Annotated in this window: 23 protein-coding genes; 12 read left to right on the top strand and 11 right to left on the bottom strand. The window is 65.4% G+C overall.

Annotation, left to right across the window (positions count from 1 at the left end):
• Window positions 1–4: 4 nt before the first annotated feature.
• Window positions 5–1,288, top strand: a complete 1,284-nt coding sequence (locus DXK93_RS12315; protein ID WP_054457767.1) for a cytochrome c — start codon at window positions 5–7, stop codon at window positions 1,286–1,288.
• 7 nt (window positions 1,289–1,295) lie between these two features.
• Here the strand turns inward: DXK93_RS12315 and DXK93_RS12320 are convergent, their stop codons facing one another.
• The 9 genes from DXK93_RS12320 to DXK93_RS12360 form a co-directional block, all read right to left on the bottom strand.
• Window positions 1,296–2,729 (bottom strand): PLP-dependent aminotransferase family protein, encoded by a 1,434-nt coding sequence (locus DXK93_RS12320; RefSeq protein ID WP_119450189.1) that lies wholly within the window; start codon window positions 2,727–2,729, stop codon window positions 1,296–1,298.
• 22 nt (window positions 2,730–2,751) lie between these two features.
• Window positions 2,752–3,678 carry an HPr(Ser) kinase/phosphatase gene (hprK, locus tag DXK93_RS12325; protein ID WP_013396727.1) on the bottom strand — a complete coding sequence of 309 codons (927 nt, stop codon included), beginning with the start codon at window positions 3,676–3,678 and terminating at the stop codon, window positions 2,752–2,754.
• 21 nt (window positions 3,679–3,699) lie between these two features.
• Window positions 3,700–4,155 carry a PTS sugar transporter subunit IIA gene (locus DXK93_RS12330; RefSeq protein ID WP_006389881.1) on the bottom strand — a complete coding sequence of 152 codons (456 nt, stop codon included), beginning with the start codon at window positions 4,153–4,155 and terminating at the stop codon, window positions 3,700–3,702.
• Window positions 4,156–4,517: 362 nt separating this feature from the next.
• Window positions 4,518–4,856: a ribosome hibernation-promoting factor, HPF/YfiA family gene (hpf, locus tag DXK93_RS12335; protein ID WP_013396726.1), complete on the bottom strand. Its 339-nt coding sequence runs from the start codon at window positions 4,854–4,856 to the stop codon at window positions 4,518–4,520.
• 222 nt (window positions 4,857–5,078) lie between these two features.
• The gene (gene lptB, locus DXK93_RS12340) at window positions 5,079–5,873 is read right to left on the bottom strand and encodes an LPS export ABC transporter ATP-binding protein (protein ID WP_054457765.1); all 795 of its coding nucleotides are present in this window, start codon (window positions 5,871–5,873) and stop codon (window positions 5,079–5,081) included.
• Between the two features lie 32 nt (window positions 5,874–5,905).
• Window positions 5,906–6,535 (bottom strand): lipopolysaccharide transport periplasmic protein LptA, encoded by a 630-nt coding sequence (lptA, locus tag DXK93_RS12345; protein ID WP_054457764.1) that lies wholly within the window; start codon window positions 6,533–6,535, stop codon window positions 5,906–5,908.
• Window positions 6,532–7,164, bottom strand: a complete 633-nt coding sequence (lptC, locus tag DXK93_RS12350) for an LPS export ABC transporter periplasmic protein LptC (RefSeq protein ID WP_054457763.1) — start codon at window positions 7,162–7,164, stop codon at window positions 6,532–6,534. Before lptC ends, lptA begins: the two co-directional genes overlap by 4 nt.
• Before the next feature lie 37 nt (window positions 7,165–7,201).
• On the bottom strand, window positions 7,202–7,810 hold the full coding sequence (locus DXK93_RS12355; RefSeq protein ID WP_082401242.1) for an HAD family hydrolase: 609 nt from the start codon (window positions 7,808–7,810) through the stop codon (window positions 7,202–7,204).
• Window positions 7,807–8,796 (bottom strand): SIS domain-containing protein, encoded by a 990-nt coding sequence (locus DXK93_RS12360; protein ID WP_054457761.1) that lies wholly within the window; start codon window positions 8,794–8,796, stop codon window positions 7,807–7,809. The genes DXK93_RS12355 and DXK93_RS12360 overlap by 4 nt, the downstream gene beginning before the upstream one ends.
• Window positions 8,797–8,899: 103 nt before the next feature.
• On the opposite strand from DXK93_RS12360, the gene purT reads away from it, so the two are divergent.
• The 8 genes from purT (at window position 8,900) to DXK93_RS12400 (ending at window position 18,024) form a co-directional block, all read left to right on the top strand.
• A complete protein-coding gene (purT, locus tag DXK93_RS12365; RefSeq protein WP_054457792.1) occupies window positions 8,900–10,117 on the top strand; it encodes a formate-dependent phosphoribosylglycinamide formyltransferase in 1,218 nt (405 codons plus the stop codon).
• Between the two features lie 265 nt (window positions 10,118–10,382).
• Window positions 10,383–10,928: a GbsR/MarR family transcriptional regulator gene (locus tag DXK93_RS12370; RefSeq protein WP_059378283.1), complete on the top strand. Its 546-nt coding sequence runs from the start codon at window positions 10,383–10,385 to the stop codon at window positions 10,926–10,928.
• A gap of 127 nt (window positions 10,929–11,055) precedes the next feature.
• Window positions 11,056–12,630: a cytochrome ubiquinol oxidase subunit I gene (locus DXK93_RS12375; protein WP_119450190.1), complete on the top strand. Its 1,575-nt coding sequence runs from the start codon at window positions 11,056–11,058 to the stop codon at window positions 12,628–12,630.
• A gap of 13 nt (window positions 12,631–12,643) precedes the next feature.
• Window positions 12,644–13,798 carry a cytochrome d ubiquinol oxidase subunit II gene (gene cydB, locus DXK93_RS12380; protein WP_054457758.1) on the top strand — a complete coding sequence of 385 codons (1,155 nt, stop codon included), beginning with the start codon at window positions 12,644–12,646 and terminating at the stop codon, window positions 13,796–13,798.
• Between the two features lie 16 nt (window positions 13,799–13,814).
• Window positions 13,815–13,940: a cytochrome bd-I oxidase subunit CydX gene (cydX, locus tag DXK93_RS12385; protein ID WP_054457757.1), complete on the top strand. Its 126-nt coding sequence runs from the start codon at window positions 13,815–13,817 to the stop codon at window positions 13,938–13,940.
• Window positions 13,937–15,715, top strand: coding sequence for a thiol reductant ABC exporter subunit CydD (gene cydD, locus DXK93_RS12390; protein WP_119450191.1), 1,779 nt, complete (start codon window positions 13,937–13,939; stop codon window positions 15,713–15,715). The genes cydX and cydD overlap by 4 nt, the downstream gene beginning before the upstream one ends.
• Window positions 15,712–17,415 (top strand): thiol reductant ABC exporter subunit CydC, encoded by a 1,704-nt coding sequence (gene cydC / locus DXK93_RS12395; RefSeq protein WP_119450192.1) that lies wholly within the window; start codon window positions 15,712–15,714, stop codon window positions 17,413–17,415. Before cydD ends, cydC begins: the two co-directional genes overlap by 4 nt.
• Before the next feature lie 54 nt (window positions 17,416–17,469).
• Window positions 17,470–18,024, top strand: coding sequence for an adenine phosphoribosyltransferase (locus tag DXK93_RS12400; RefSeq protein WP_054457754.1), 555 nt, complete (start codon window positions 17,470–17,472; stop codon window positions 18,022–18,024).
• Window positions 18,025–18,042: 18 nt separating this feature from the next.
• Here DXK93_RS12400 and DXK93_RS12405 read toward each other — a convergent pair whose 3' ends face one another.
• A complete protein-coding gene (locus DXK93_RS12405; protein WP_013396712.1) occupies window positions 18,043–18,933 on the bottom strand; it encodes a LysR family transcriptional regulator in 891 nt (296 codons plus the stop codon).
• 383 nt (window positions 18,934–19,316) lie between these two features.
• On the opposite strand from DXK93_RS12405, the gene DXK93_RS12410 reads away from it, so the two are divergent.
• A complete protein-coding gene (locus DXK93_RS12410; protein WP_054457753.1) occupies window positions 19,317–19,700 on the top strand; it encodes a DUF4148 domain-containing protein in 384 nt (127 codons plus the stop codon).
• A 433-nt stretch (window positions 19,701–20,133) separates the two neighbouring features.
• Entirely contained in the window at window positions 20,134–21,246 is a 1,113-nt protein-coding gene (locus DXK93_RS12415) for a porin (RefSeq protein ID WP_054457752.1), read from the top strand.
• 172 nt (window positions 21,247–21,418) lie between these two features.
• On the opposite strand, the gene ilvA is transcribed toward DXK93_RS12415, so the two are convergent.
• Window positions 21,419–22,927, bottom strand: a complete 1,509-nt coding sequence (ilvA, locus tag DXK93_RS12420; protein ID WP_054457791.1) for a threonine ammonia-lyase, biosynthetic — start codon at window positions 22,925–22,927, stop codon at window positions 21,419–21,421.
• A 73-nt stretch (window positions 22,928–23,000) separates the two neighbouring features.
• Between ilvA and DXK93_RS12425 the strand changes: the two genes are divergently transcribed.
• On the top strand, window positions 23,001–23,537 hold the full coding sequence (locus DXK93_RS12425) for a YqaA family protein (protein WP_054457751.1): 537 nt from the start codon (window positions 23,001–23,003) through the stop codon (window positions 23,535–23,537).
• The last annotated feature ends 109 nt before the right edge of the window (window positions 23,538–23,646 follow it).

Consider the following 23,646-nt stretch of genomic DNA (forward strand, 5'->3'; position numbering starts at 1 on the left):
CCGGATGTCGATCATGAAGAAAGTCCTGTCCCTCCTGTTGCTGCTCGCGGTCGTCGCCCTCGGCGGCCTCTACTGGTTCGGTACGCGCGACGACGCCAGCACCGGTCCCGCCGCGGCCGCGGCCGATACCGCGACGCTGGTGGAGCGCGGCCGCTACCTTGCGCTTGCCGGCAATTGCATGGCCTGCCACACCAGCCGCGGCGGCAAGGCGCTGGCGGGCGGCACGCCCATCCCCACGCCGTTCGGCACGGTCTACGGCCCGAACCTCACGCCCGACGAAAAAACCGGCATAGGCGCGTGGACCGCGGATGATTTCTGGCAGGCGCTGCACAACGGCAAATCGCGCGACGGCACGCTGCTGTATCCCGCTTTCCCCTACACCGAATACACGCGCGTGACGCGCGCCGATTCCGACGCGTTGTACGCCTATCTGCGTACCGTGGCGCCCGTGGACCAGCCCAACCGGCCGCCCGAGATGGAATTCCCCTATGACCAGCGGGCGCTGCTGGCCGCCTGGCGCGCGCTGTACTTCAAGCCGGGCGTGCAGGAGGCCGACGCGGGGCAATCGGTGCAGTGGAACCGCGGCCGCTATCTGGTCGAAGGGCTGGGGCATTGCGCCGCCTGCCATACGCCGCGCAATAGCCTGGGGGCGTTGCGTTCGGCCGACCCGTTGGCCGGCGGTGTGATTCCGGTGCTGGATTGGTACGCTCCGCCGCTCACCAACGACATGGAAACCGGCATGGGCAGATGGTCCGCCGAAGACATTGCAGCCTTGCTCAAGACTGGCATTTCGAAGCATTCCAGCGCCAGCGGGCCCATGGCCGAAGTGGTGCTGGGCAGCACACAGCACCTGACCGACGCTGACGCGCTGGCCATCGGCGTCTACATCAAATCCCTGCCCGCCACGGCGGCCTCAACGGAACGCACGCGGACGGCTGTCGCGCCGGCGGCCATGGAGCTGGGCGGCAAGATCTACCGCCAGCAATGTGTCCAATGCCATCAATCCGCGGGCGAAGGCAGCGGCACGGCGTGGCCCGCGCTGGCCGGCAATCCGACCGTGACGGCGCCGTCGCCCGTCAACGCGATCCGCATGGTGCTCGATGGCGGCTACGCGCCGGCCACGGCGGCGAATCCGCGGCCGCACGGCATGCCGCCCTTCGGACAACTGCTCAACGACGGCGACATCGCGATGCTGGTGACGTACATCCGCAATAGCTGGGGCAATGAGGCGGGCGGCGTGACACCGCTGGAAGTCAAGCGGGCGCGCGCCGCATCGACGCTGAACTGACGCGGAATCAGCGCGCCCTGATGGCCTGCGCGCAGGCCTCGCGCGCCAACTCCCCCAGCACGCGGATGGCCGCCTGCGCAGCGGCGTCCCAAGGATGCCCGTAGTTCAGGCGCAGCGCGCTGCCGAACTGGCCGCTGGCCGAAAAGATCGGTCCCGGCGCCACGCTGATGCCGCGCGCCAGCGCCTGGCGATGCAGCGTCAGCGCATCCACCGCGGCCGGCAGTTCCAGCCACAGGAAGAACCCGCCTTGCGGACGCGTCACGCGCGTACCGGCCGGGAATTCCTGGGCGATCGCCTCGGCCATGCGCTGCTGCTGTGTCTGCAGCGTTTCGCGCAGGCGGCGCAGGTGGCGGTCATAGCCGCCCTGCTCCAGGTATTCGGCGATGGCGCCCTGGGCGGGGCCGGACGCCGATAGCGTCGACGACAGTTTCAGGCGCTGCACGCGTTGCGTGTAGCGGCCGGCCGAGGTCCAGCCGATGCGGTAGCCCGGCGCCAGGCACTTCGAAAACGACGAGCAATGCAGCACCAGCCCCTGGGTGTCATAGGCCTTGGCGGGTACCGGGCGCACCGATCCGAAATACAGCTCGCCGTATACATCGTCTTCGATCAACGGAATGTCGTGGCGTGCAAGCAGCTGGACCAGTTGCCGCTTTTTCTCATCGGGCATCAGGCTGCCCAGCGGGTTCTGGAATTGCGTCATCAGCCAGCAGGCGCGCGGCGCATGACGCTCGATGGCGGCCTGCATCGCGTCCAGGTCGATGCCGGTGCGCGGATGCGTCGGTATTTCCAGCGCCTTCAGTCCATGGCGCTCAAGCGCCTGCAAGGCGCCATAGAACGTGGGGGCCTCGACCATGACCGTGTCGCCGGGCTGCGTGACCGCCTGCAGGCAGAGATTCAGCGCTTCCAGCGCGCCGTTGGTGACGACGATGTCGCTGGCCGGCACGTTGATGCCGCCGATCAGGTAGCGCAGCGCGATCTGGCGGCGCAGGCCGGGATTTCCCGGCGCCAGGTCTTCCACCGTGTCCAGCGGATCCTGGCGCTTGAGGTGCACGGCCATGGCCTGGGCCAGCCGCGGCAGCGGAAACAGCAGCGGGGAAGGGAAGGCGGAGCCCAGCGGTGTCACGTCGCGGTTGCGCACCGAGCCGAGGATGTCGAAGATGCGTTCGCTGATCGCGAGCTCCGTCGATTCTCCGTCCGGACTGGAGGCGCCGGGTTCGGGCGGCAGGGATGCGGCAGGGGCGTTGACGTAATAGCCGGAGCGCGGCTGCGCCCGGATCAGGCCGCGCGCTTCCAGCAGATAGTAGGCCTGGAACACCGTCGACGGACTGAGGCCGCGCGCCGCGCACGCGTCCCGCACGGAGGGCAGCTTGTCGCCCGCGCGCAATACGCCGTCGCGGATCGACTTGGCGATCTCGGCGGCCAGAGTTTCATACAGGCTCAAGGTGCCGCCGGCCGATGTGCGCCTACTTGCTGCTTTGCAGGATCGCCATGGCCTGGCGTTCCATGAATTCGCCCAGCGTGTCGATGCCGCGCAGCTTCAGGATGGTGTTGCGCACGGCGGCCTCGACCAGCACCGCCAGGTTGCGGCCCGCGGCCACTTGCAGCATGACCTTGCGCACCGGCAGGCCCAGCATGTCCTGCGTGATGTCCTGCAGCGGCAGGCGCTCGAACTTGTCCTGTGCGGTGGCGCGCACCAGGTGCACGATGAGCTTGAGGCGCATCTTGCGGCGCACGGAGGTCTCGCCGAAGATGGTGCGGATATCGAGCAGGCCCAGGCCGCGCACTTCCAGCAGGTTCTGCAGCAGCTGCGGACAGTGGCCTTCGATCATGTTGGGGGCCGTGCGCGAGAACTCCACGGCATCGTCGGCCACCAGGCCGTGTCCGCGCGAGATCAGTTCCAGCGCCAGTTCGCTCTTGCCCAGGCCGGATTCGCCGGTGATCAGCACGCCCAGTCCCAGCACGTCCAGGAACACGCCGTGCACGGTGGTGGTGGGCGCCAGCTTCTTGCCCAGGTAGATGCGCAGCAGGTCGATCAACTGCGCGGCCGCTACCGGCGTGGAGAGCAGCGGCACCTGATGCTGGTCGCACTGGTCGATGAGGTCTTGCGGCGGGGTCAGGCCGTCGGCCAGCAGGATCGCGGGCACGCCGCCGATCAGCAGCTCGTCCATGTGATGCATGCGGCGGCGCAGGTCGAAGCGGGTGTAGTACGCCAGCTCTTCCTGTCCGAACACCTGGATGCGGGACGGATGGATCAGGTTCAAGTGGCCGACGAGGTCCGCGGCCGACATGCCGTCGTCGGGAATTGCGCGGTCCGCGGCGCCTTGGCCGGAAATCCAGTTAAAGGGGATTTTGTCGGCGTTGTCGTCGACGAGTTCCTGCACCGTGAGCATGGCTGCGCTTCCGCGTGGAGTTCAGAGTTGGCCGGTCGTGAGCATCTTGTGGACGACAGCGGGATCGGGCTCTGTGGCCAGGGCCTCGCGCAAGGCCTTGTTCGACATGAGCTGCGCCAGTTCGGCCAGGATGTCCAGGTGCTGCTGCGTGGCCGTTTCCGGCACCAGCAGGCAAAGCAGCATCGACACGGGCTGCCCGTCAGGCGCATCAAAAGTGATGGGCTGGGCCAGGCGGATGAAGGCCGCCAGGGCCTGTTCCAGGCCCTTCACCCGGCCATGCGGCACCGCCACGCCCTGCCCGAGCGCGGTGGAGCCCAGGCGTTCCCGGGCGAACAGGCTGTCGAAGACGAGCGCGCGCGCCAGGCCATGGTTGTTTTCAAAGAGAAGGCCGGCCTGTTCGAACGCACGTTTCTTGCTCGTTGCGAGCATATCGAGCACGACGTTGCCGGCGGGTAGGATGCGCGACAAATGATTCATCGGGTCATTATATGGTTATATGACGCACTGCAATAATCGGCCTCTGAGATGCGTCCTCGGCTCGGTCGCATCATGGGGCGGCAAGAGCGACAGCATAGACCGATAGCGGCGGATTGTGGGCATTCTTGCGCCCGGCGGCGGGGCTGGCCCTGGGGAAAGCGTCGGAAACCTGGAAAAACGGAATCGCCGGCGGAACCGGGAATGGGGGACAAATAAGGGGGGTACTGCGGGAGGTACTACAAGGAGGGGAAGTTTGCCGATGCCCCAGCTGGACGTTGCGTCTAGCGGGACACCGGGACTCAGGCAGGATTTCTAGAATCGCTGTTTAGCTAGTCTCGCAGTGCGAGTGCTCATGAAGCGCGTTACTGCTGGGGTGGCGTTAGATTTGCCGCTTGCCGCTTCACGGACTCCGCCGTGTGACTTCGTACCTTGTCCTTGTGCTTGATGACCTGACGGTCGACTTTGTCAGCAAGAAGGTCTATGGCTGCATAGAGGTTTTCATCGGTTGCTTCACAATGAATGTCCTTACCGCTTAGACGCATGGTGATTTCGGCTCTATGCCGCAGGGGCTCTACCGAGAGCATGACCTGGGTATCGATGACGTGATCGAAATGCCGCAGCACTCGCGCCAGTTTGTTCATGACATATTCCCGGATGGCCGGGGTGACGTCGAGGTGACGACCGCAGATGCTCAGGTTCATAGTGTGCTCTCCTTCTAAAAGAGGAAAAAAGGGTGCGCAAAAAGCGCGGCTGATTCGTTAGGCGTTCTCCTTGATTGAGCGGGTTCGTTTAGTACTAGTGTATAGACTCGGGCCGATAAAACAAGCTGACCTAGCGCAAGTTCATGGCATTTTTATGGCTGAGGCCCCAGGGTGCATGCGGCTTTGCGCAGGCGGCGCCTAGGGGTCTTCCCCAGGGCCGCATTACATGCGGAAATGCTCTCCCAGATAGACCCGGCGCACGGCGGGATCGCCCACGATTTCATCGGGATGGCCGTCGGTCAGAACCTTGCCTTCGCTGATGATGTAGGCGCGGTCGCAGATGCCCAGGGTTTCGCGCACGTTGTGGTCGGTGATCAGCACGCCGATGCCGCGGCCCTTCAGGAAGCGCACGATACGCTGAATCTCGATCACGGCGATGGGGTCCACGCCGGCGAAGGGCTCGTCCAGCAGGATGAAGCGCGGGCTGGTGGCCAGCGCGCGCGCGATTTCCACGCGGCGGCGTTCGCCGCCCGACAGGGAGATCGCGGCGTTGCTGCGGATGTGCCCGATCTGCAGTTCTTCCAGCAGCGATTCCATCTGCTCGTTGATCTTGGGCGTGGACAGCGGACGTCCATCCGGCCCCAATTGCAGTTCCAGCACGGCGCGGATGTTCTGTTCCACCGTCAGGCGGCGGAACACGGAAGCATCCTGGGGCAGGTACGACAGGCCCATGTGCGCGCGCTTGTGGATCGGCATCGAAGTGATGACGGAACCGTCGATCTCGATGCGGCCCGCATCCGCGGGCACCAGGCCCACGATCATGTAGAAGCTGGTGGTTTTGCCAGCCCCGTTGGGGCCGAGCAGGCCCACCACTTCGCCGCTGACCACGGACAGGGATACGTCCTGCACCACGGTCCGGCCGTTATAGGTCTTGCGCAAACCAGTTGCGCGCAGGCTGCCCTGCTTGACGCCCGAGGGCGCGGAGGTTACCGGAGTCGGCACTGAAGGTTGGTTCATCGTGGCTGCGAGTGGTGTTGCATGGGAGGCGTTCAACGCCCCTTCTTGGCTGCCTGCTGCTTGCGGCATTCGGCGATGGCTGCGTCCGACTTGGCGCGCGGTTCAGCCACCGAACGGACCCGGCCGCCAGCCGCGGCGGAGTTGGGGCCGCCATGGGCTTCGTAGGTGCCGGTCTTCTCGTTGTAGCGTACCCGCTCGCCGCGAATGGTATCGAACGGTTTCCCACAGACGTAGCGGATCACGACCGCCTGGCCGATCAGGTCGAAGGTGCTCTTGGTGCCGTCGTATTCGGCGCGCAGGCCGGTGCCTTCGATGAGCTCGAAGGTTTCCGGGCGCTCCTGGCGGATGGTCACGATCTTGCCCTTGTTGGCGGTGGCCGTGCCGTACTGGTTGCCTTGCGCGTCTTCGTTCATTTCCAGCACGTCGGACGTCAGGGTCATGAGGCCGCGCGTCATGTTGACGTTGCCGGTGAAGACGCTCTTCTTCTTCACGTCGTCGTAGTGCAGGGTGTCCGACAGGATCAGCGTGCTGGGCTCTTCCGCCGGCGTCGCTGCCTTGGGCGCCGGATCCGCGGCATGGGCCGGGGCCAGTGCCGAGGCCGTCAGCAGGATGGCGCCGAGCAAGCGGGTCGTCGGGGCAAGGAGAATCCGGAGGTCGGTCATGGTTTTTTCTGGTCAGTGTTGTTGGCGGGAATTTCGGTCCGGCGTTGCTGCCTGCCTTCGGAACCGGCAATTTCCACATCGGTCGATGCCGAAACCTGCAGTTGGCGCGTTTTGTTGTTGTAGTGCATGCCCGTGCCGTTCATGCGCGAACGGCCTTTGATGACTTCCGCCGGCAGGTCGGTGTAGACCACGTCGTCGTCGGGCAGGATGATCAATTGCTGGCTGCGCACGTCCAGCAGGTCGTTATTGGCGTCCGGCTGGCGGCGCACGTGGGCGTCGCCGTTCATGACGATGCGCTTGCCGCCTTGCTCCATCACGGCGGTCTTGGAAACGGCCACGGTGATGGGGTTGTCCTCGCGCTGGCCCACGGCGCGCGGCGAGGTCACATGGTAGGAATCGTCATCCGGGAAATGTTCGGCGTAGTCGCCTTCCAGCCGGTTGATGGGCTTGCCGTTCGGGTCGGTGCGCAGCATGACGAAGTCGCGCGACCAGGCGTCCATTTCATGGGTGACGCGGCGCGGCGGATCCGTCTGGATGGCCCGCTGCGCGTAATCCGCCGCCCACCACGAGCTGGCGACCAGCACCAGCAGCAGGAACAGCGCGATCAGGGAGGGAAAACGTTCTTTCATCGGGTCTGCCGCAAGGGCGTATGGGTTGTCCTGGCGGTCATTGGATGGCGCCCGGGCCAAGCAGGCCAGGCGCCGCCAGGAAGGCGCCCAGGCGTCCCTGGGCCGCCAGCAGCAGGTCGCAGCATTCGCGCACGGCGCCGTTGCCGCCGGTGTGCGTGGAGACCCAGTGGGCGGCCTGGCTGACGTAGCCCGGCGCGTTCGGCACGCTGGCGGCGAAGCCGGCGCGCTGCAGGGCCGGCAGGTCGATGACGTCATCGCCCATGTAGCCGGTCTGGTTCAGTTGGACACCGCTGCGCTGCGCAAGTTCGGCCAGGGCGCCGCCTTTGTCCCGTACGCCCTGGATGACCTCGGCGATACCCAGCTCGGCGGCGCGGCGCGCCACGATGGGGCCGGAGCGCCCGGTCATCAGCGCAACCTTCAGGCCGCCTTCCATCAGCAGGCGCAGTCCGTGGCCGTCCAGCGCGTTGAAGCGCTTCTGGAGTTCGCCGTTGTCGCCGTAATAGAGGCTGCCGTCGGTCAGCACGCCGTCCACGTCGAACACCATCAGGCGCACTGCGGCGGCGCGTTCGCGCACGCCGGCGGGGATGCGGGCCAGGACCAGCGCTTCGGCCGGATGCGTCACGGGTACAGAAAGAGTCATATTCATACCACTTTGGCGGCCATCAGATCATGCATGTGCAGGGCGCCGAGCAGAACGCCGTCGCTGTCCAGCACGAGCATGTGGTTGAGCCGTAGTTTGTCCATTTGCTGGGCCGCCTCGACGGCCAGCGCGTCGGGAGTGATGCTGCGGGGCGAGCGCGTCATGCCGGATTCGACGGTCAGGCTGCGGATGTCGCCCTGCCGGGCGATCAGGCGGCGCAGGTCGCCGTCGGTGAAGATGCCTAGGGGGCGACGCTGCGCGTCGGTTACGACGGTCATGCCCATGCCCTTGGCGGACATGACTTCCAGCGCCTGGGATACCGGGGTGCCGGCCATTACGATGGGCAGGGCGTCGCCCTGGCGCATGACGTCGCGCACATGGGTCAGCAGGCGGCGGCCGAGCGCGCCGCCCGGGTGCGAACGGGCGAAATCCTGCGGGCCGAAGCCGCGGGCCTCCAGGCAGGCGACGGCCAGGGCATCGCCCAGGGCCAGCGCAGCGGTGGTGCTGGCCGTGGGCGCCAGATTCAGCGGGCAGGCTTCCTGCGCCACGCTGGCGTCCAGGTGGATGTCGGCCAGCCGGGCCAGTTCGGACTGCGGATTGCCGGTGATGGCGACCAGCTTGGCGCCCATGCGGCGGGCGACAGGCAGGATCGTCAGCAGTTCCTGACCGGAGCCGGAATAGGAAATCGCGATGAGGACGTCATCCTGGGTGATCATGCCCAGATCGCCGTGGACGGCCTCGGCGGCGTGCACGAAAAAGGCCGGCGTGCCGGTCGAGGCGAGGGTCGCCGCGATCTTGCGGGCCACGTGGCCGGTCTTGCCGATGCCGCTGACGACCACCCGGCCGCGGCAGGCCAGCAGCATCGCGACGGTCTGCGTGAAGCTGTCGTCCAGCCGGGCGGACAGGTCCATCAGGCCCTGGCATTCGATCTGCAGCGTTCTGCGCGCAGATGCCAGCGCGGTCTCGGACGATGTTGTGGGATGGTCAGTCATACGTGGATTTTAATATCAGTATGCGGGTTTGCCCCCGGAAAGGGCGTATGGCATGCTGGCGGGTCATTTCAACGGCTTTCCAACTTTTTTCCAGGCCCGCTCCATGTCCAGCATTTCCAGCCCCGTCCTTGGCACGCCCTTGTCCCCCTTGGCCACCCGCGTCATGCTGCTCGGGTCCGGCGAATTGGGCAAAGAGGTCATCATTGCCCTGCAGCGGCTGGGCGTGGAAGTCATTGCCGTGGATCGGTATGCCGACGCCCCGGGCCACCAGGTGGCGCACCGGGCGCATGTGGTCTCGATGACGGACCCGCAGGCCCTGCGCAAGGTCATCGAACAGGAACGGCCCCACGTTATTGTCCCCGAAATCGAAGCCATTGCCACCAATTTGCTGGTGGAGCTGGAAGAGGCGGGCGTGGCCCGGGTGACGCCGACCGCGCGCGCGGCCCAGCTGACCATGAACCGCGAGGGCATCCGCCGGCTGGCGGCTGAAACCCTGGGGCTGCCGACCTCGCCGTACCGATTTGTCGACACCGAAGAAGAACTGCGCGCGGCCATCGACGGCGGCATCGGCTATCCCTGCGTCATCAAGCCGGTCATGTCCTCCTCGGGCAAGGGCCAATCCGTCATCAAGAGCGCTGACGACGTCGAATCCGCCTGGCGCTACGCCCAGGAGGGCGGCCGGGTGGGCGGCGGGCGCGCCATTGTCGAGGGCTTCATCCGCTTCGACTACGAAATCACCCTGCTGACCGTGCGCGCCCGCGGCGCCGACGGCCAGGTCGAGACCCGCTACTGCGAACCCATCGGCCACAAGCAGGTCGACGGCGATTACGTGGAAAGCTGGCAGCCGCACCCGATGTCTCCCGCCGCGCTGCAACGTTCGCGGGACATCGCACTGGCGGTCACCTCCAACCTGGGAGGCCTGGGCATCTTCGGCGTGGAGCTGTTCGTGGCGGGCGACCAGGTCTGGTTCTCGGAAGTCAGCCCGCGTCCCCACGACACCGGCATGGTCACCATGATCACCCAGGTCCAGAACGAATTCGAACTCCACGCCCGGGCATTCCTGGGACTGCCGGTGGATACCAGCCTGCGCCAGCCCGGCGCCAGCAGCGTCATCTACGGCGGGGTCGAGGCCGCGGCGGTCTCGTTCCACAACGTGGCCGAAGCGCTGGCCGAACCCGGCACCGACCTCCGTCTCTTCGGCAAGCCCGAATCCTTCGTCAAGCGCCGCATGGGCGTGGGCCTGGCCGTGGCCGAGGACGTGGCGGCGGCTCGCGCCAAGGCCAAGCGGGTGTCGGCGGCGGTGTCCGTCAAGGCCGGCTAACGCTTCTTTTTCCCCTTTTCCAGCGGCCACCAGCTCACCGGCTGGTGGCCGCTTGCGCTTGTCCGCGGCTTTTGCCAAACCCGCGGAAGCCGTCTGTCACTGCCGCGACATCATGTCTTGCGATCATCCCCCTGCCGTCGGTGTGGTTTGCGCTTTCGCATGGATTGTTTGATAATTTCGGAAATTCCAGAATTTTCTGAAATCGGTGTAACTGTTTTTATCGGCCAGGGCGACGCGTCCTGGCCTTGCCGGCGTAGCGCAACCCATGGCCCTGTCTCCCCAAAACGAACGATTCGTCCTGCATTTCGGCGAAATGGGCAGCCGGTGGGGCGTGAACCGCACGGTCGGCCAGATCTACGCCCTCCTGTTCCTGTCGCCCAAGCCGCTGAACGCCGATGACATTGCCGAAACCCTCGGCTTCTCGCGCTCCAACGTCAGCCTTGGGCTGAAGGAGCTGCAGTCCTGGCGGCTGGTCAAGCTCATGCATCAGGTCGGCGACCGCCGCGACTACTTCGAAACTCCCAAGGACGTCTGGGAGATCTTCCGCATCCTGATGGAAGAAAAGCGCAAGCGCGAAATCGATCCCACGCTGACCCTGCTGCGGGACACCTTGCTGGAACCCCCGTCGGGTCCGGATGAGGCATACGCGCAACAACGCATGAACGACATGCTGGAGCTCATCGAACTGTCCACCGGATGGTTCGATGAGGTTCAACGACTGCCGCCAGAAACCCTGCAGAACCTGATGAAGCTCGGTTCGAAAGTGCAGAAGGTGCTGGGTTTCGCCGGCAAATTGCGGGGCAAGGGCTAAGCCTGATCCGCCCCGATTTTTCAGGAAACCTCTATGAAGTTGTATGCAACGCCCGTAACATGGCGCGAGAGACGGCCTGGGAACCATGCCGGTTGCCGCGGCACCTCAACTGCTTGGGAGCGACCCAATGATTGATCTCGACGTCGTAAATCTGTCGCGATTCCAGTTTGCCGCGACCGCGCTCTACCACTTCCTCTTTGTCCCCCTCACGCTAGGCCTGTCGTTCATCCTGGCCATCATGGAAAGCGTGTACGTCATGACCGGCCGCGCCATCTGGAAGCGGATGACGATGTTCTGGGGCACGCTCTTCGGCATCAACTTCGCATTGGGCGTCGCCACCGGCGTCGTGATGGAGTTCCAGTTCGGCATGAACTGGTCCTACTACAGCCATTACGTAGGCGACATCTTCGGCGCGCCGCTGGCGCTCGAAGGGCTGATGGCCTTCTTCCTGGAAGCGACCTTCGTCGGCCTGTTCTTCTTCGGCTGGAACCGCATGTCCAAGGTCAGCCACCTGATCGTGACCTGGCTGGTGGCGTTCGGCACCAATTTTTCGGCGCTGTGGATCCTGATCGCCAACGGCTGGATGCAGAATCCGGTCGGTTCGATCTTCAATCCCGACACCATGCGCATGGAGATGACCGACTTCGCCGCGGTGATCTTCAACCCCGTGGCGCAGGCCAAGTTCGTGCACACGGTCAGCGCAGGCTACGTCGCGGGCGCCATGTTCGTCATGTCGATCAGCGCCTGGTACCTCCTGAAGGGCCGCCACATCGACCTGGCCAAGCGCTCGATGGCGGTCGCCGCCAGCTTCGGTCTGGCCTCGGCGCTGTCGGTCGTGGTGCTGGGAGACGAAAGCGGCTACCTCACCACCGAACACCAGAAGATGAAGATCGCGGCCATCGAGTCCATGTGGCACACCGAGCCGGCCCCCGCGTCCTTCAACCTGATCGCCATCCCCAACCAGGCCGAGCGCAAGAACGACTTCGCCATCGAGATTCCCTACGTCATGGGCATCATCGGCACGCGTTCGCTCACCACGCCGCTGCTGGGCATCGACGACCTGATCCGCCGCGCCGAAAACCGCATCCGCGATGGCATGGTGGCCTATGACGCCTTGCAGAAGATCCGCGCCAATCCCAAGGACGTGGACGCGCGCATGGTGTTTGACAAGACCTGGCCCGACCTGGGCTATGCGCTGCTGGTCAAGCGCTATCAGCCCGACATGAGCAAGGTCACCGAAGACGACATCAAAAAGGCCGCCGTCGATACCGTGCCCAACGTGGCGCCGCTGTTCTGGGCGTTCCGCATCATGGTGGCGGTGGGCATGTACCTGATCCTGTTCTTCGGCGTGGCCTTCTGGCTGGCCTCGCGCGGGCGGCTGGACAGCCGGCGCGGTCTGCTCAAGGTGGCGTTGTGGAGCCTGCCGCTGCCCTGGGTCGCCATCGAAAGCGGTTGGTTCGTTGCCGAATACGGCCGCCAGCCCTGGGTGATCGAAGGCGTGCTGCCGACCTACTACGCGGCTTCCGGCCTGACCATCGTCGACCTGGCGATCAGCCTGACAATATTCCTGGTGCTGTACACGGTGCTGCTGATCATCGGCGTGAAGGTGATGCTGCACGCCGTGAGGAAGGGACCGAAATCCGATGGGCCGGCGCCCGGCGCTGCCGCCGCCGATCCTGTGCACGCTGCCGTGCGGGCCTGAAGGAGAGACAGCGATGGATACTCTTATTCCTTTCGACTACGGCACGCTGCGCGTGGTCTGGTGGGTGCTGCTGGGCGCGTTGCTCATCGGCTTCGCCGTCATGGACGGCTTTGACCTGGGCGTGGCCGCGCTGCTGCCGGTGGTAGCCAAGACCGACGCCGAGCGCCGGGTGGTGATCAACGTGGTGGGACCGGTCTGGGAAGGCAACCAGGTCTGGCTCATCACCGCGGGCGGCGCCATTTTCGCGGCATGGCCCTTGCTGTACGCCGCGTCGTTCTCCGGGTTCTATCTGGCGATGATGCTGGTGCTGATCGCGCTGATCCTGCGGCCGGTCGGCTTCAAGTACCGCAGCAAGATGGAAGGCACCAGCTGGCGCAACCGCTGGGACGGCGTGCTCTGTTTCTCGGGCGTGGTGGCCTCGCTGGTGTTCGGCGTGGCCATGGGCAACATCATCCTGGGCGTGCCGTTCACGTTCGATCCGGTGACCTTGCGTCCGATCTATGAAGGCCACTTCTACCAGTTGTTCATGCCGTTCGCGTTGTTGGCCGGCGTGCTCAGCGTGGTGATGCTGGCCATGCACGGCGCCGTGTTGCTGGCCTGGCGCACGGAAGACCCGATCTCGTCGCGCGCCCGCAACTGGGGTAGGCTGTGCGCCTTGCTGACCGCGGCGCTGTTCGCAGCGGGCGGCTTCTGGGTGGCAAGCGGCTTGCCTGGCCACGTGATCACCAGCGCGGTGGACATGGCCGGTCCGTCGGACCCGATGCTCAAGGCCGTGACGGTGCAAAACGGCGCCTGGATGGCCAACTACGCGAAATGGCCGCTGATGTGGATCGCGCCCGCGCTGGGCGTGGGCGGCGCCGTCCTGGTGGCGCTGCTGCTTAGCGTGCGCGCCAACGTGCTGGCGTTCCTGGCGTCGTCGGTGTCGATCGCTGGCGTGATCCTGACGGTGGGCTTTTCGCTCTTCCCGTTCATCATGCCCTCGTCGACCAAGCCGCAGGCCGGCCTGACCATTTGGGACGGATCCTCCAGCCACTTGACGCTATGGATCATGGTGATCGCGGTCGCCATCTTCCTGCCCATCGTGACCGTCTACACCGCCTGGGTCTACCGCGTCATGCGCGGCAAGGTCACCCATGAGTCGGTCGGCGACACGCCCAACTCATACTGATAAAGGAGCCTCCACCATGTGGTATTTCTCGTGGATACTCGGTCTGGGCCTGGCGTGCGCCTTCGCCATCCTCAATGCAATGTGGTTCGAGCTGCGCGAGGGTCATACCCATGATCCGCGCGCCAGCCGCGAAGACGAGTGAGCGGCGGCGCCAGCAGCCTCGAGCACGATCCCTCGGCCACCCTGAACAAACCGCCGCGCGAACAGTCGCGGTGGTTGATGGCGCTCGCCAAGACGGCCAGGCTGCCGCTGATGCTGGCGGGCGCCGCGCCTCTGGTCAGCGGCGCCTTGCTGGTGGTGCAGGCCTGGTTGCTGGCCAGCGTGCTCGACGCGGCCATCGTCAGGCAGGCGCCCCGGCAGGAGCTGCTGGGCGACATCCTGGCTATCGCAGGGCTCATGCTGGTGCGCGCCTGCATCACCTGGGCGGGCGAGCGCGCGGGCGCGGACGCGGCCGAGCGCATCAAGCGCTACGTGAGGCTGTCGCTTTTCCGGCGTTTGGTGCAGAAGGGGCCGTACTGGAGCCGGGGGCAGGCGTCTGGAGAACTGGCGAGCGCAGTGGTGGACCAGGTCGAGGCCCTGGACGGGTTCTTTGCCAAGTATCTGCCCGCCATGGCCGCGGCCGCCATGCTGCCGGTCGCTTTTTCGGTGGTGCTGCTGCCGATGGACGTGATTGCCGGACTGGTCCTGCTGATCACGGCGCCGTTGATTCCCTTGTTCATGGCCCTGGTGGGCTGGGGCGCCCAGGGCGCAAGCCGCCGGCACCTGCGCGCCTTTGCGCGCTTGTCGGGCTTCTTTGCCGATCGGCTGCGCGGTCTGTCCACCCTGAAGCTCTATGGCCGCGCCGAGGCTGAAGCCGAGTCCGTCGTGGCGGCCAGCGACGCGCTGCGCCAACGCACGATGTCGGTGCTGCGCATCGCGTTTCTTTCATCGGCGGTGCTGGAGTTCTTCGCGGCGCTGGGCGTGGCCGGGGTGGCGGTCTACATCGGATTGACCTATCTGGGATTCCTGGATCTGCGCTGGTCGCCGCTCACTCTGCAGGCAGGGCTGTTCTGTCTGCTGATGGCGCCGGAGGTCTATGCACCGTTGCGCCAGTTCGCGGCGCACTATCACGATCGCGCGGCCGCGCTTGCGGCAGTTTCGCAGATCTCCCTGCTGTTCGATGGCTTGCCGCAGGCTGGCGATGCTGCAACCGATGGAGCGCCTGGCGCAGGCAAGGCCGCCGCAGGCCCGGGACGCGTTTCCAAAAGCCGCGGCCCCGGCGCCGCCCTGGCCATCGCGGGTTTGAACCTTGACGCGCCAGGCCGCAGCCAGGCGGTACTGGCGGACGCTGGCCTGACCTTGGCGCCCGGCGAGCATGCCGCGCTGATGGGGCCCAGCGGCATCGGCAAATCCTCCCTGATCGAGGCGATTGCGCGCCTGCGGCCGTTTCAAGGCGATATCCGCATCGACGGCGTGCCCTTGCCGGATTGGGGCGAGGCGGCACTGCGCCAGCGCGTGGCGCTGATTGGGCAGAAGCCGCAGCTGCTGACGGGATCCATCGCCGACAACATTCGCTTGGGGCGTCCGGAGGCTTCCGATGCCGAAGTGCAGACGGCCGCGCGCCGCGCCTGCGTGCTGGAGTTCGCCGAGGCCCTGCCGCAAGGGCTGGCGACGCAACTGGGTGGCCGCGGGCACGGCCTGTCCGGCGGCCAGGCGCAGCGCGTCGCGCTGGCGCGTCTATTCCTGCGCGATCCGGGCTTGATCCTGCTGGACGAACCCACGGCGCATCTGGACGAAGGCACGCAGGCGCGCGTGCTGGACGCGATCCTGGAATTCTCCGCCGGCCGCACCTTGTTGCTGGCAACGCACGCGCCCGCGGTGGCGGCCCGGCTGGGCAGGACGTTGCAGGTGGTTGGCGGAAAAGTGGAAGACGCATGAAGAATCTGTTGTTGCTCCTGCCGCTCTATGTGCGCCGAAAAAGCGGGCTTTTACTCGCATTGTTCTGCGCGCTGGCCACCGTGGCGGCCGGCGTGGGCCTGCTGGGCGTGTCGGGCTGGTTCCTGACCGGCGCGGCGCTGGCGGGGGCGGGCGGCGCGTTCAATCTGTTTGCGCCTTCGGCGCTGGTGCGGGGTTTGTCGTTCCTGCGCATCGTGGCGCGTTACGCCGACCGCGTAGTGGGCCATTCCGCCACGCTGCGCCTGCTGGCGGACCTGCGCGCCAAAGTGTTCTCGGCCTTGATCCGGCTTACGCCGCGGCAATTGGCGCGCTATCGCGACGGCGATCTGGTGGCGCGCATGACGGGCGACGTCGACGCGCTCGATACGGTCTTCCTGTTTGTGCTGGCGCCCTTGATCACCGCCATCCTGGCGGGAGCGGTGTTGACCGCGGTGTTGGGATCGTGGGTGCCCGCCGCCGCACTGGCGCTGGCCCTGGCCTTGCTGGTCGCATGCGTGCTGGTGCCCTTGTGGCTGCTGCGCGCCGCGCGCAAACCTGGCGCGGCGGCCCAGGAGAGCGCGGCGGGACTGCGCGCCGCGACGCTGGACGCGGTGGATGGGCATGCCGACATGGTGGCCTTGCACGCGCAGGCGCAGACGGCCGCGCATTTCGAACGTCTGTGCGACGCCAGTGCGCTCGCCCGCCGCAGCCAGGCGCGGGTGGCTGCGCGGGGACAGTTTTTCCTGCAGGCCGCCGCCGGCGCATCGGTGCTGGCCTTGCTCTGGTTCGGCCTGGACACGCTGGAGATGGGGCGCATGGAAGGTCCCACGCTGGCCGGATTGTTGCTGGCGGTCATCGGCATTTTCGAAGTGGCCGGCCCGATCATGCGGGGCGCATCGCGCATGGGCTCGGCCATCTCGGCGGCCGGACGCATCCGTGAAGTCACGCAAAGCGAGCCGGACATGCAGGATCCGACGACGCCCCGGGCCTTGCCCGAGAGCGGCGCGCTGGAGCTGGACGGCGTGCGCTTTGCCTATCCCGCCCGGGGAGCGGCCGCGAGTCCGCCTGTGCTGGCCGGCGTAAGCCTGCGCGTGGCGCCGGGCGAACGGATCGCCATCGTGGGACCCAGCGGCGCGGGCAAGTCGACACTGTTGCACCTGCTCCTTCGTCTGGAAGACCCGCAGGCGGGACAGGTGCGTTTCGGCGGCTGCGACGCGCGCGCCTGTACGCAGGCGGATTGGCACCGGCGCATCGCGCTGCTGTCGCAGGACGCTCCCGTGTTCCTGGGAACCCTGCGCACCAATCTGCTCATCGGCGATCCCGAGGCGGACGACGCCGCCTTGTGGCGCGCGCTGGACGCTGCGCGGCTGGGCGACTTCGTGCGTGGCCTGCCCGATGGCCTGGACACCTGGGCGGGGGAGACGGGGTCGCAGCTGTCGGCGGGACAGGCGCGCCGCTTGTGCCTGGCGCGTGCGCTGTTGTCGCCAGCTGCGGTCATCGTGCTGGACGAACCCACTGCCGGTCTGGACGTCGAGGCCGAAGCGGCATTCTTCAGCGATCTGGCGGGCGCCTTGCGGGGACGCGCCGTGGTGCTGGCCACCCACGCTGCGTTGCCCGCAGGGGCGGTCGATCGCCGCTACGCACTGCAGGGCGGCCGGCTACAGCAATGTGAATTGTCATCGCGGACGGCAACCCTGGCTTAAGCGCTGTTGCGAGGTTATAGTTCGCCTTGCTTCAATTCTTCAGGGCCGTCTTCCATGCAGACCGACAACGCCGAGTACATCCGGCGCACCATCCGCAGCGTTCCAGACTGGCCCCAACCCGGTGTCATTTTTCGCGACATCACGCCCGTGCTGCAGGATCCGCGCGCGTTCCGGGTGCTTATCGATCTCTTCGTCTATCGCTATATGCGCCAGCGCCTGGACCTGGTGGCTGGCGTGGATGCGCGCGGCTTCATCGTGGGCAGCGTGCTGGCTTACGAACTCAATCTGGGCTTTGTGCCGGTGCGCAAGAAGGGCAAGCTGCCGTTCCGCACCGTGGCCGAGGAGTACTCGCTCGAGTACGGGAACGCGTCGGTTGAAATGCACACGGACTCCGTGCGCACCGGCCAGCGCGTCCTGCTGGTGGACGACCTGATCGCCACCGGCGGCACCATGCTGGCCGCCATCAAGCTGCTGCAGCGCCTGGGCGCCAACGTGGTCGAGGCGGCCGCCATCATCGATCTGCCCGACCTGGGCGGTTCCGCCAAGGTCGCCGCCACCGGCACGCCGCTCTACACCGTCTGTCAGTACAGCGCCGACACGCCCGCGTAACTCATCAACAACCGCCGCTCAAGCGTCCGACAACCTGGGTTGTATGAAATCCAGGAAAGCCTTGGTCTTCGCCGGCAGCATGCGCGAAGGCAGCAGCGCGAAGAGCGGCAGGGGCGTCAGGCTCCACTCCGGCAGCACCCGCACCAGGCCCGCTTGCTTGATTGCGCGTTCCATCGCGTCAAAGACCAGCAGCGGCGTGATGCCCAGGCCTTGTCCGGCCAGCCGTCCGAGCATGCCGACGTTGTTGGCCGACAGGCGTCCCGACACTTGTACGCGTTCCACCTTGTCGCCCGAATGCAGCATCCAGAAGGATGACTCCTCGCGCATGGTGGGGCGCAGACATTCGTGATGGCTGAGATCCGCGGGCACCCGAGGCTCGCCGTGGCGGGCCAGGTACTCGGGAGAGGCATATAGCTGATGGGCCATCAGCACGATCTTGCGCGAGATCAGGCTGGAGTCCGGCTGCTGGCCAAAGCGCAGGATCAGGTCGAACGGATTGCTGATGGGGTCGATCGGGCGCATGCTCAGATCGAAGTCGCATTCGATATCCGGATGCTGCTCGCGGAATTCGCTGATGACGGCGGGCAGGAACAGCTGCGCCAGGCTGGTGGGCAGCGAGATACGCAGGCGTCCCTTGGGTTGCACCGCCATGTCCAGCAACTGATCGTGCGCAATGCGCGCTTCTTCCACGATATGACGGCAGCGTTCGAAGTAGATGGCGCCGGCCTCGGTCAGGTCGATCTTGCGCGTGCTGCGGTTGAGCAGCCGCATGCCGATGCTGCGCTCCAGTTCGCTGACGCGGCGCGAGAGCGTGGACGTGGGAATATTCAAGGCTTCGGCCGCGTGGCTGAAGTTCTTGCGCTTGGCGACTTCGACAAACAGAGCGATGTCGTTAAGCTGGATATCCATGGGGGCTCTCACGATTTAATTCCATTTCTGGGTGGATTCATATGATAAATGGAATAATTGTCCCGCCAGTAGAAATGTCTATTTCCCCACGCTGAACGGCGCATCCACCCGATCAGCTGCATATGTTCTCTTACCTAGCTTGCTTCCCGCTGAATGCTGGCAAGTCTTGCCGTCGCTGGATGGTATGGGGAACTGTGCAGAAAATGCGCAGATTCTGGCGATAACATCCCGTAATTGTCCCATCTGTGCAAATATGTTCCCCAAAATAAGGGTTTTTACTAGGCTGCAATCGCCAGATACTTCGTCCCAGCAATCAAATTGTCATATCGCACCTGCCAGCCTGGCAGAAGACGATGTGCAAGGTTTAGGATGGAGTCATCTCAATGAAAGCCCTAGCTACCGCACTCATGGTTACCGCAACGTTGGTGGGTATGTCCGCCGCTCACGCCGATGGCAAGACGCGTGAACAGGTCCAGCAGGAACTGCAAGCCGCCAAGGCCGCCGGCCAGGTCACGTTTGGTGAACTGGACTACCCGCCCGCCACCGTCGAGCGCACCAGCCTGTCGCGTGAACAAGTCCAGCAGGAACTGCAAAGCGCCAAGGCCGCTGGCCAGGTGACCTCTGCTGAACTGGACTACCCGCCCAAAGCCGCCGTGTCGCAAACCGCGGGCAAGAGCCGCGAACAAGTGCGCCAGGAACTGGCTGAAGCCAAGGCGCGCGGCGAGTACAGCTTTGGTGAACTGGACTATCCGCCCCAAGGCCGTTAAGTCGCCCCGCTACCAAGGAAAAAGCCCCTACGGACGCCGAGGGGCTTTTTTCTGCGCGGTGCGCACGGCCGCGCTCGCCAAATAGTGTCGCGTTTGCGCATCAGAATTGTGCGAATCAGCCAACAAGTCTTGTTGGCCGGTCAGGCGCGGCAGGAGAATGTCCGAGGCTTGTTTGATTTTTTGCGAGCCTTAATTCGCATTTGATATCAACACGTTAACGCAGGTTTCCAAAGAGGGTAGCTAGTAAGAGGGCCGTGATTATCCCAACCATGGAAAGTAGTTCTTCGAAATCCGGGTTACTTCGAATTGGCGCAGGCTGGACACTGGCTTCAGTGCATGCGCCGCTAACTTGTTCGCAGCGGCACGCAGACTCCCAGCTCTGTGCGCGGTGGGTTTGCGGTTTGCCTTTCATCTCGCCATTTTGGGGACTTATATGAAGAAGACGCTATTGGCTGTCGCGCTGCTGGCTGGTTTTGCCGGCGTTGCGCAAGCCGCAGACTCCGTGACGCTGTACGGCTTGATCGACGCCGGTATCGGCTACGAGAAGGTCAAGTTCGACGGCAATTCGCAAAGCCGTTTCGGCGGCGTGCAGGGCGTGAGCAGCGGCTCGCGTTTTGGCCTGCGCGGTACCGAAGATCTGGGCGACGGCCTGCGCGCGGTGTTCACGCTGGAAGGCGGCTTCGGCCCCATGAACGGCAAGTCGCTGCAGAACGGTCGCCTGTGGGGCCGCCAGGCCACCGTGGGCCTGGACAGCGATACCTGGGGCCGCCTGGAATTCGGCCGCCAGACCAACCTGGCTTCCAAGTACTTCGGTTCGATCGACCCGTTCTCGATCAGCTACAACACCGCCAACATGGGTACCACGTTCGGTAGCGCCAACACGATGCGCCTGGACAACATGGTCCTGTACCAGACCCCCAGCATGGGCGGCTTCAAGGTGGGCGTGGGTTACTCCTTCAGCGCCGATGACGCCGTCAGCGACACCTCGCAGACCGGCTTCCAGACTGGCAACAACAACCGCGTGCTGACCGCGGGCGTGCAATACGTCAACGGCCCGTTGAACCTGGCTGCTGCGTATGACCGCTTCAATCCGTCCAACGGCCAGACCGGCGGCAAGTCCGAAGCCCGCATCCAGGAATACATCCTGGGCGGTTCGTACGACTTCGAAGTCGTGAAGGTTGCGGCGGCATTCGGCCAGACCCGCGACGGCTGGTTCGTCGGCCAGAACATGGGCACCACGCCCGCTGGCATGCAGAACCTGGGCACGTTCAAGCTGGCCGACGGCTTCCGCGCCAATTCGTACATGATCGGCGCGACCGTGCCGCTGGGCCGCCACGCGGTCTTCGGTTCGTGGCAGCGCGCGACCGCCAGCAACGACAAGCTGACGGGCGACGACGCAACGTTCAACGTCTACAGCTTGGGCTACACCTACGACTTCACCAAGCGCACCAACCTGTACGCGTACGCCTCCTACGGCGACAACTACGCGTTCCAGCGCGATGCGACCGACACGGCAGTCGCCGTGGGTGTGCGTCACCGTTTCTAAGCGCTAGGACGTCCGGCAAGACCTTGCTGAATGCGCGGCTCATCTCCGTGGGCCGCCGAGTGACAGCGAACCCCCCCACTGGTTGCCGCCGGACGTTTGTAGAGCAGGGAAGGGAAGGGCCTCCGCAAGGAGGCCCTCTCGTTTTTTATGCGCCCGCGTGAAGGGCGTGGATTTAGAGGAACAGCTTGTAGGCCGGATTGTCGGTCTCGTTCCAGTGGGGATAGCCCAGTTCCGCGACGAAGCTGCGGAACTGCTTCTTGTCGGCGGGCGGCACCTGGATGCCGATCAGGATGCGGCCATAATCCGCGCCCTGGTTGCGGTAATGGAACAGGCTGATGTTCCAGTCCGGATTCATGGCGTTCAGAAAACGCATCAGCGCGCCCGGGCGTTCCGGGAATTCAAAGCGGTACAGCAGTTCGTTGCGCGCCAACGCCGAGCGTCCGCCCACCATATGGCGCAGGTGGGTCTTGGCCATTTCGTCGTGGGTCAGGTCCAGCGTGTCAAAGCCGTGGCGGCGGAAGTTTGCGGCGATCTTGTCGGGTTCGGACGCCGAGGACACCTGGATGCCGACGAAGACGTGTGCGCGGTCCGCGTCGGAGATGCGGTAGTTGAACTCGGTCACGCTGCGCTCGCCCACCAGTTCACAGAAACGGCGGAAGCTGCCGCGCTGCTCCGGCATGGTGACGGCGAACACGGCTTCGCGCATTTCGCCGACCTCGGCGCGTTCGGATACGAAGCGCAGCCGGTCAAAATTCATGTTGGCGCCGCAGGCGATCGCCACCAGCGTCTTGCCCTTCAGATTGTGTTCGGCCGCGTACTGCTTGGCGCCCGCGACCGCCATCGCGCCAGCCGGCTCCAGCACGCTGCGCGTGTCCTGGAACACGTCCTTGATGGCTGCGCAAATCGCATCGGTGTTGACCACCACGAAGTCGTCCACGTACTGGCGCGTGAGCTTGAAGGTCTCCGCGCCCACCATCTTGACCGCCGTGCCGTCCGAGAACAGCCCCACATCGTTCAACTGCACGCGGCGGCCCGCGCGCACGCTGCGCAGCATGGCGTCGGAATCTTCCGTCTGCACGCCGATGATCTTGATTTCCGGGCGCAGCTGCTTGATGTAGGCGGCCACGCCCGCGATCAGCCCGCCGCCGCCGATGGCCACGAAGATGGCGTCGATCGGGCCGGGATGCTGGCGCAGGATCTCCATGCCCACGGTGCCCTGGCCGGCGATCACGTCAGGGTCGTCGAAGGGGTGGACGAAGGTCAGCTTCTCTTTCTTTTCCAGGATCTGCGCGTGCGCGTAGGCGTCAGAAAAGCTCTCGCCGGCCAGCACGACTTCGCCGCCCAGGCGGCGCACCGCGTCGATCTTCACTTGCGGGCTGGTGGTGGGCATGACGATGACGGCGCGGCAGCCCAGCCGGCTGGCCGCCAGCGCCACACCCTGGGCGTGGTTGCCCGCCGAGGCCGCGATGACGCCGCGGTTGCGCGCGGCCGGGCTCAGGTTGGCCATCTTGTTGTAGGCCCCGCGCAGCTTGAAGCTGAACACCGCCTGGGTATCTTCGCGCTTGAGCAGCACCGTGTTCGAGATCCGCTGCGACAGCAGCGGCGCCGTCTCCAGCGGCGATTCGACCGCTACGTCGTAAACCTTGGAGGTCAGGATGCGTTTCAGATAGTCAGTGGACATGGACAGCGGGCGGGGCAAGAAGTAGGAAGGTGGGGCAGATTATGCACCCGCGCGCGGCTACACTCGCCCCACTATGGAAGAAAGTCTGTTATCCGCTGTGCATTGGATGCTGGGGGTGCTGTCGCTGCCCTCGGTCGGCCTGTCCGCGATCTTCACGGTCTCGCTGGTGTCCGCGACCCTGCTGCCCTTGGGTTCGGAGCCCGCCGTGTTCGGCTACATCAAGCTGGCGCCGGACATGTTCTGGCCGGCCATCCTGGTGGCGACCGCGGGCAATACCGTGGGCGGCGCCATCAGCTATGCCATGGGCCTGGGCGCCGAGCGCGCCGTGCAGCGCTGGAAGGAACACCACCCCCATCCGCATCCTGACGCGACCGAAGGCGGACGCATGCGCGGCCGCTGGAACGAGCGGGCCCATGACTGGATCCACCGCATGGGGCCGCCGGCGCTGCTGCTGTCCTGGCTGCCCGCAGTGGGCGATCCGCTGTGCGCCGTGGCAGGGTGGCTGCGGCTGTCGTTCTGGCCTTGCGTGGTCTACATGGCCATCGGCAAATTCCTGCGCTATCTGGTCATGACGGCCGGACTGCTGTGGTTTTTCCCCGGGCAGATCTAGCGCCAGGATTGCACTTAATTGGGGACGCACCGCCCCTCTCATTTCCGAGTTTCGAGCGCTTCCCTAGGGGTATTAGGGGCCAGACTCGGCCTATGGCATAAAATAATTT

It is taken from the genome of Achromobacter sp. K91, from assembly GCF_003576205.1.
GTDB lineage: Bacteria > Pseudomonadota > Gammaproteobacteria > Burkholderiales > Burkholderiaceae_B > Achromobacter > Achromobacter aegrifaciens.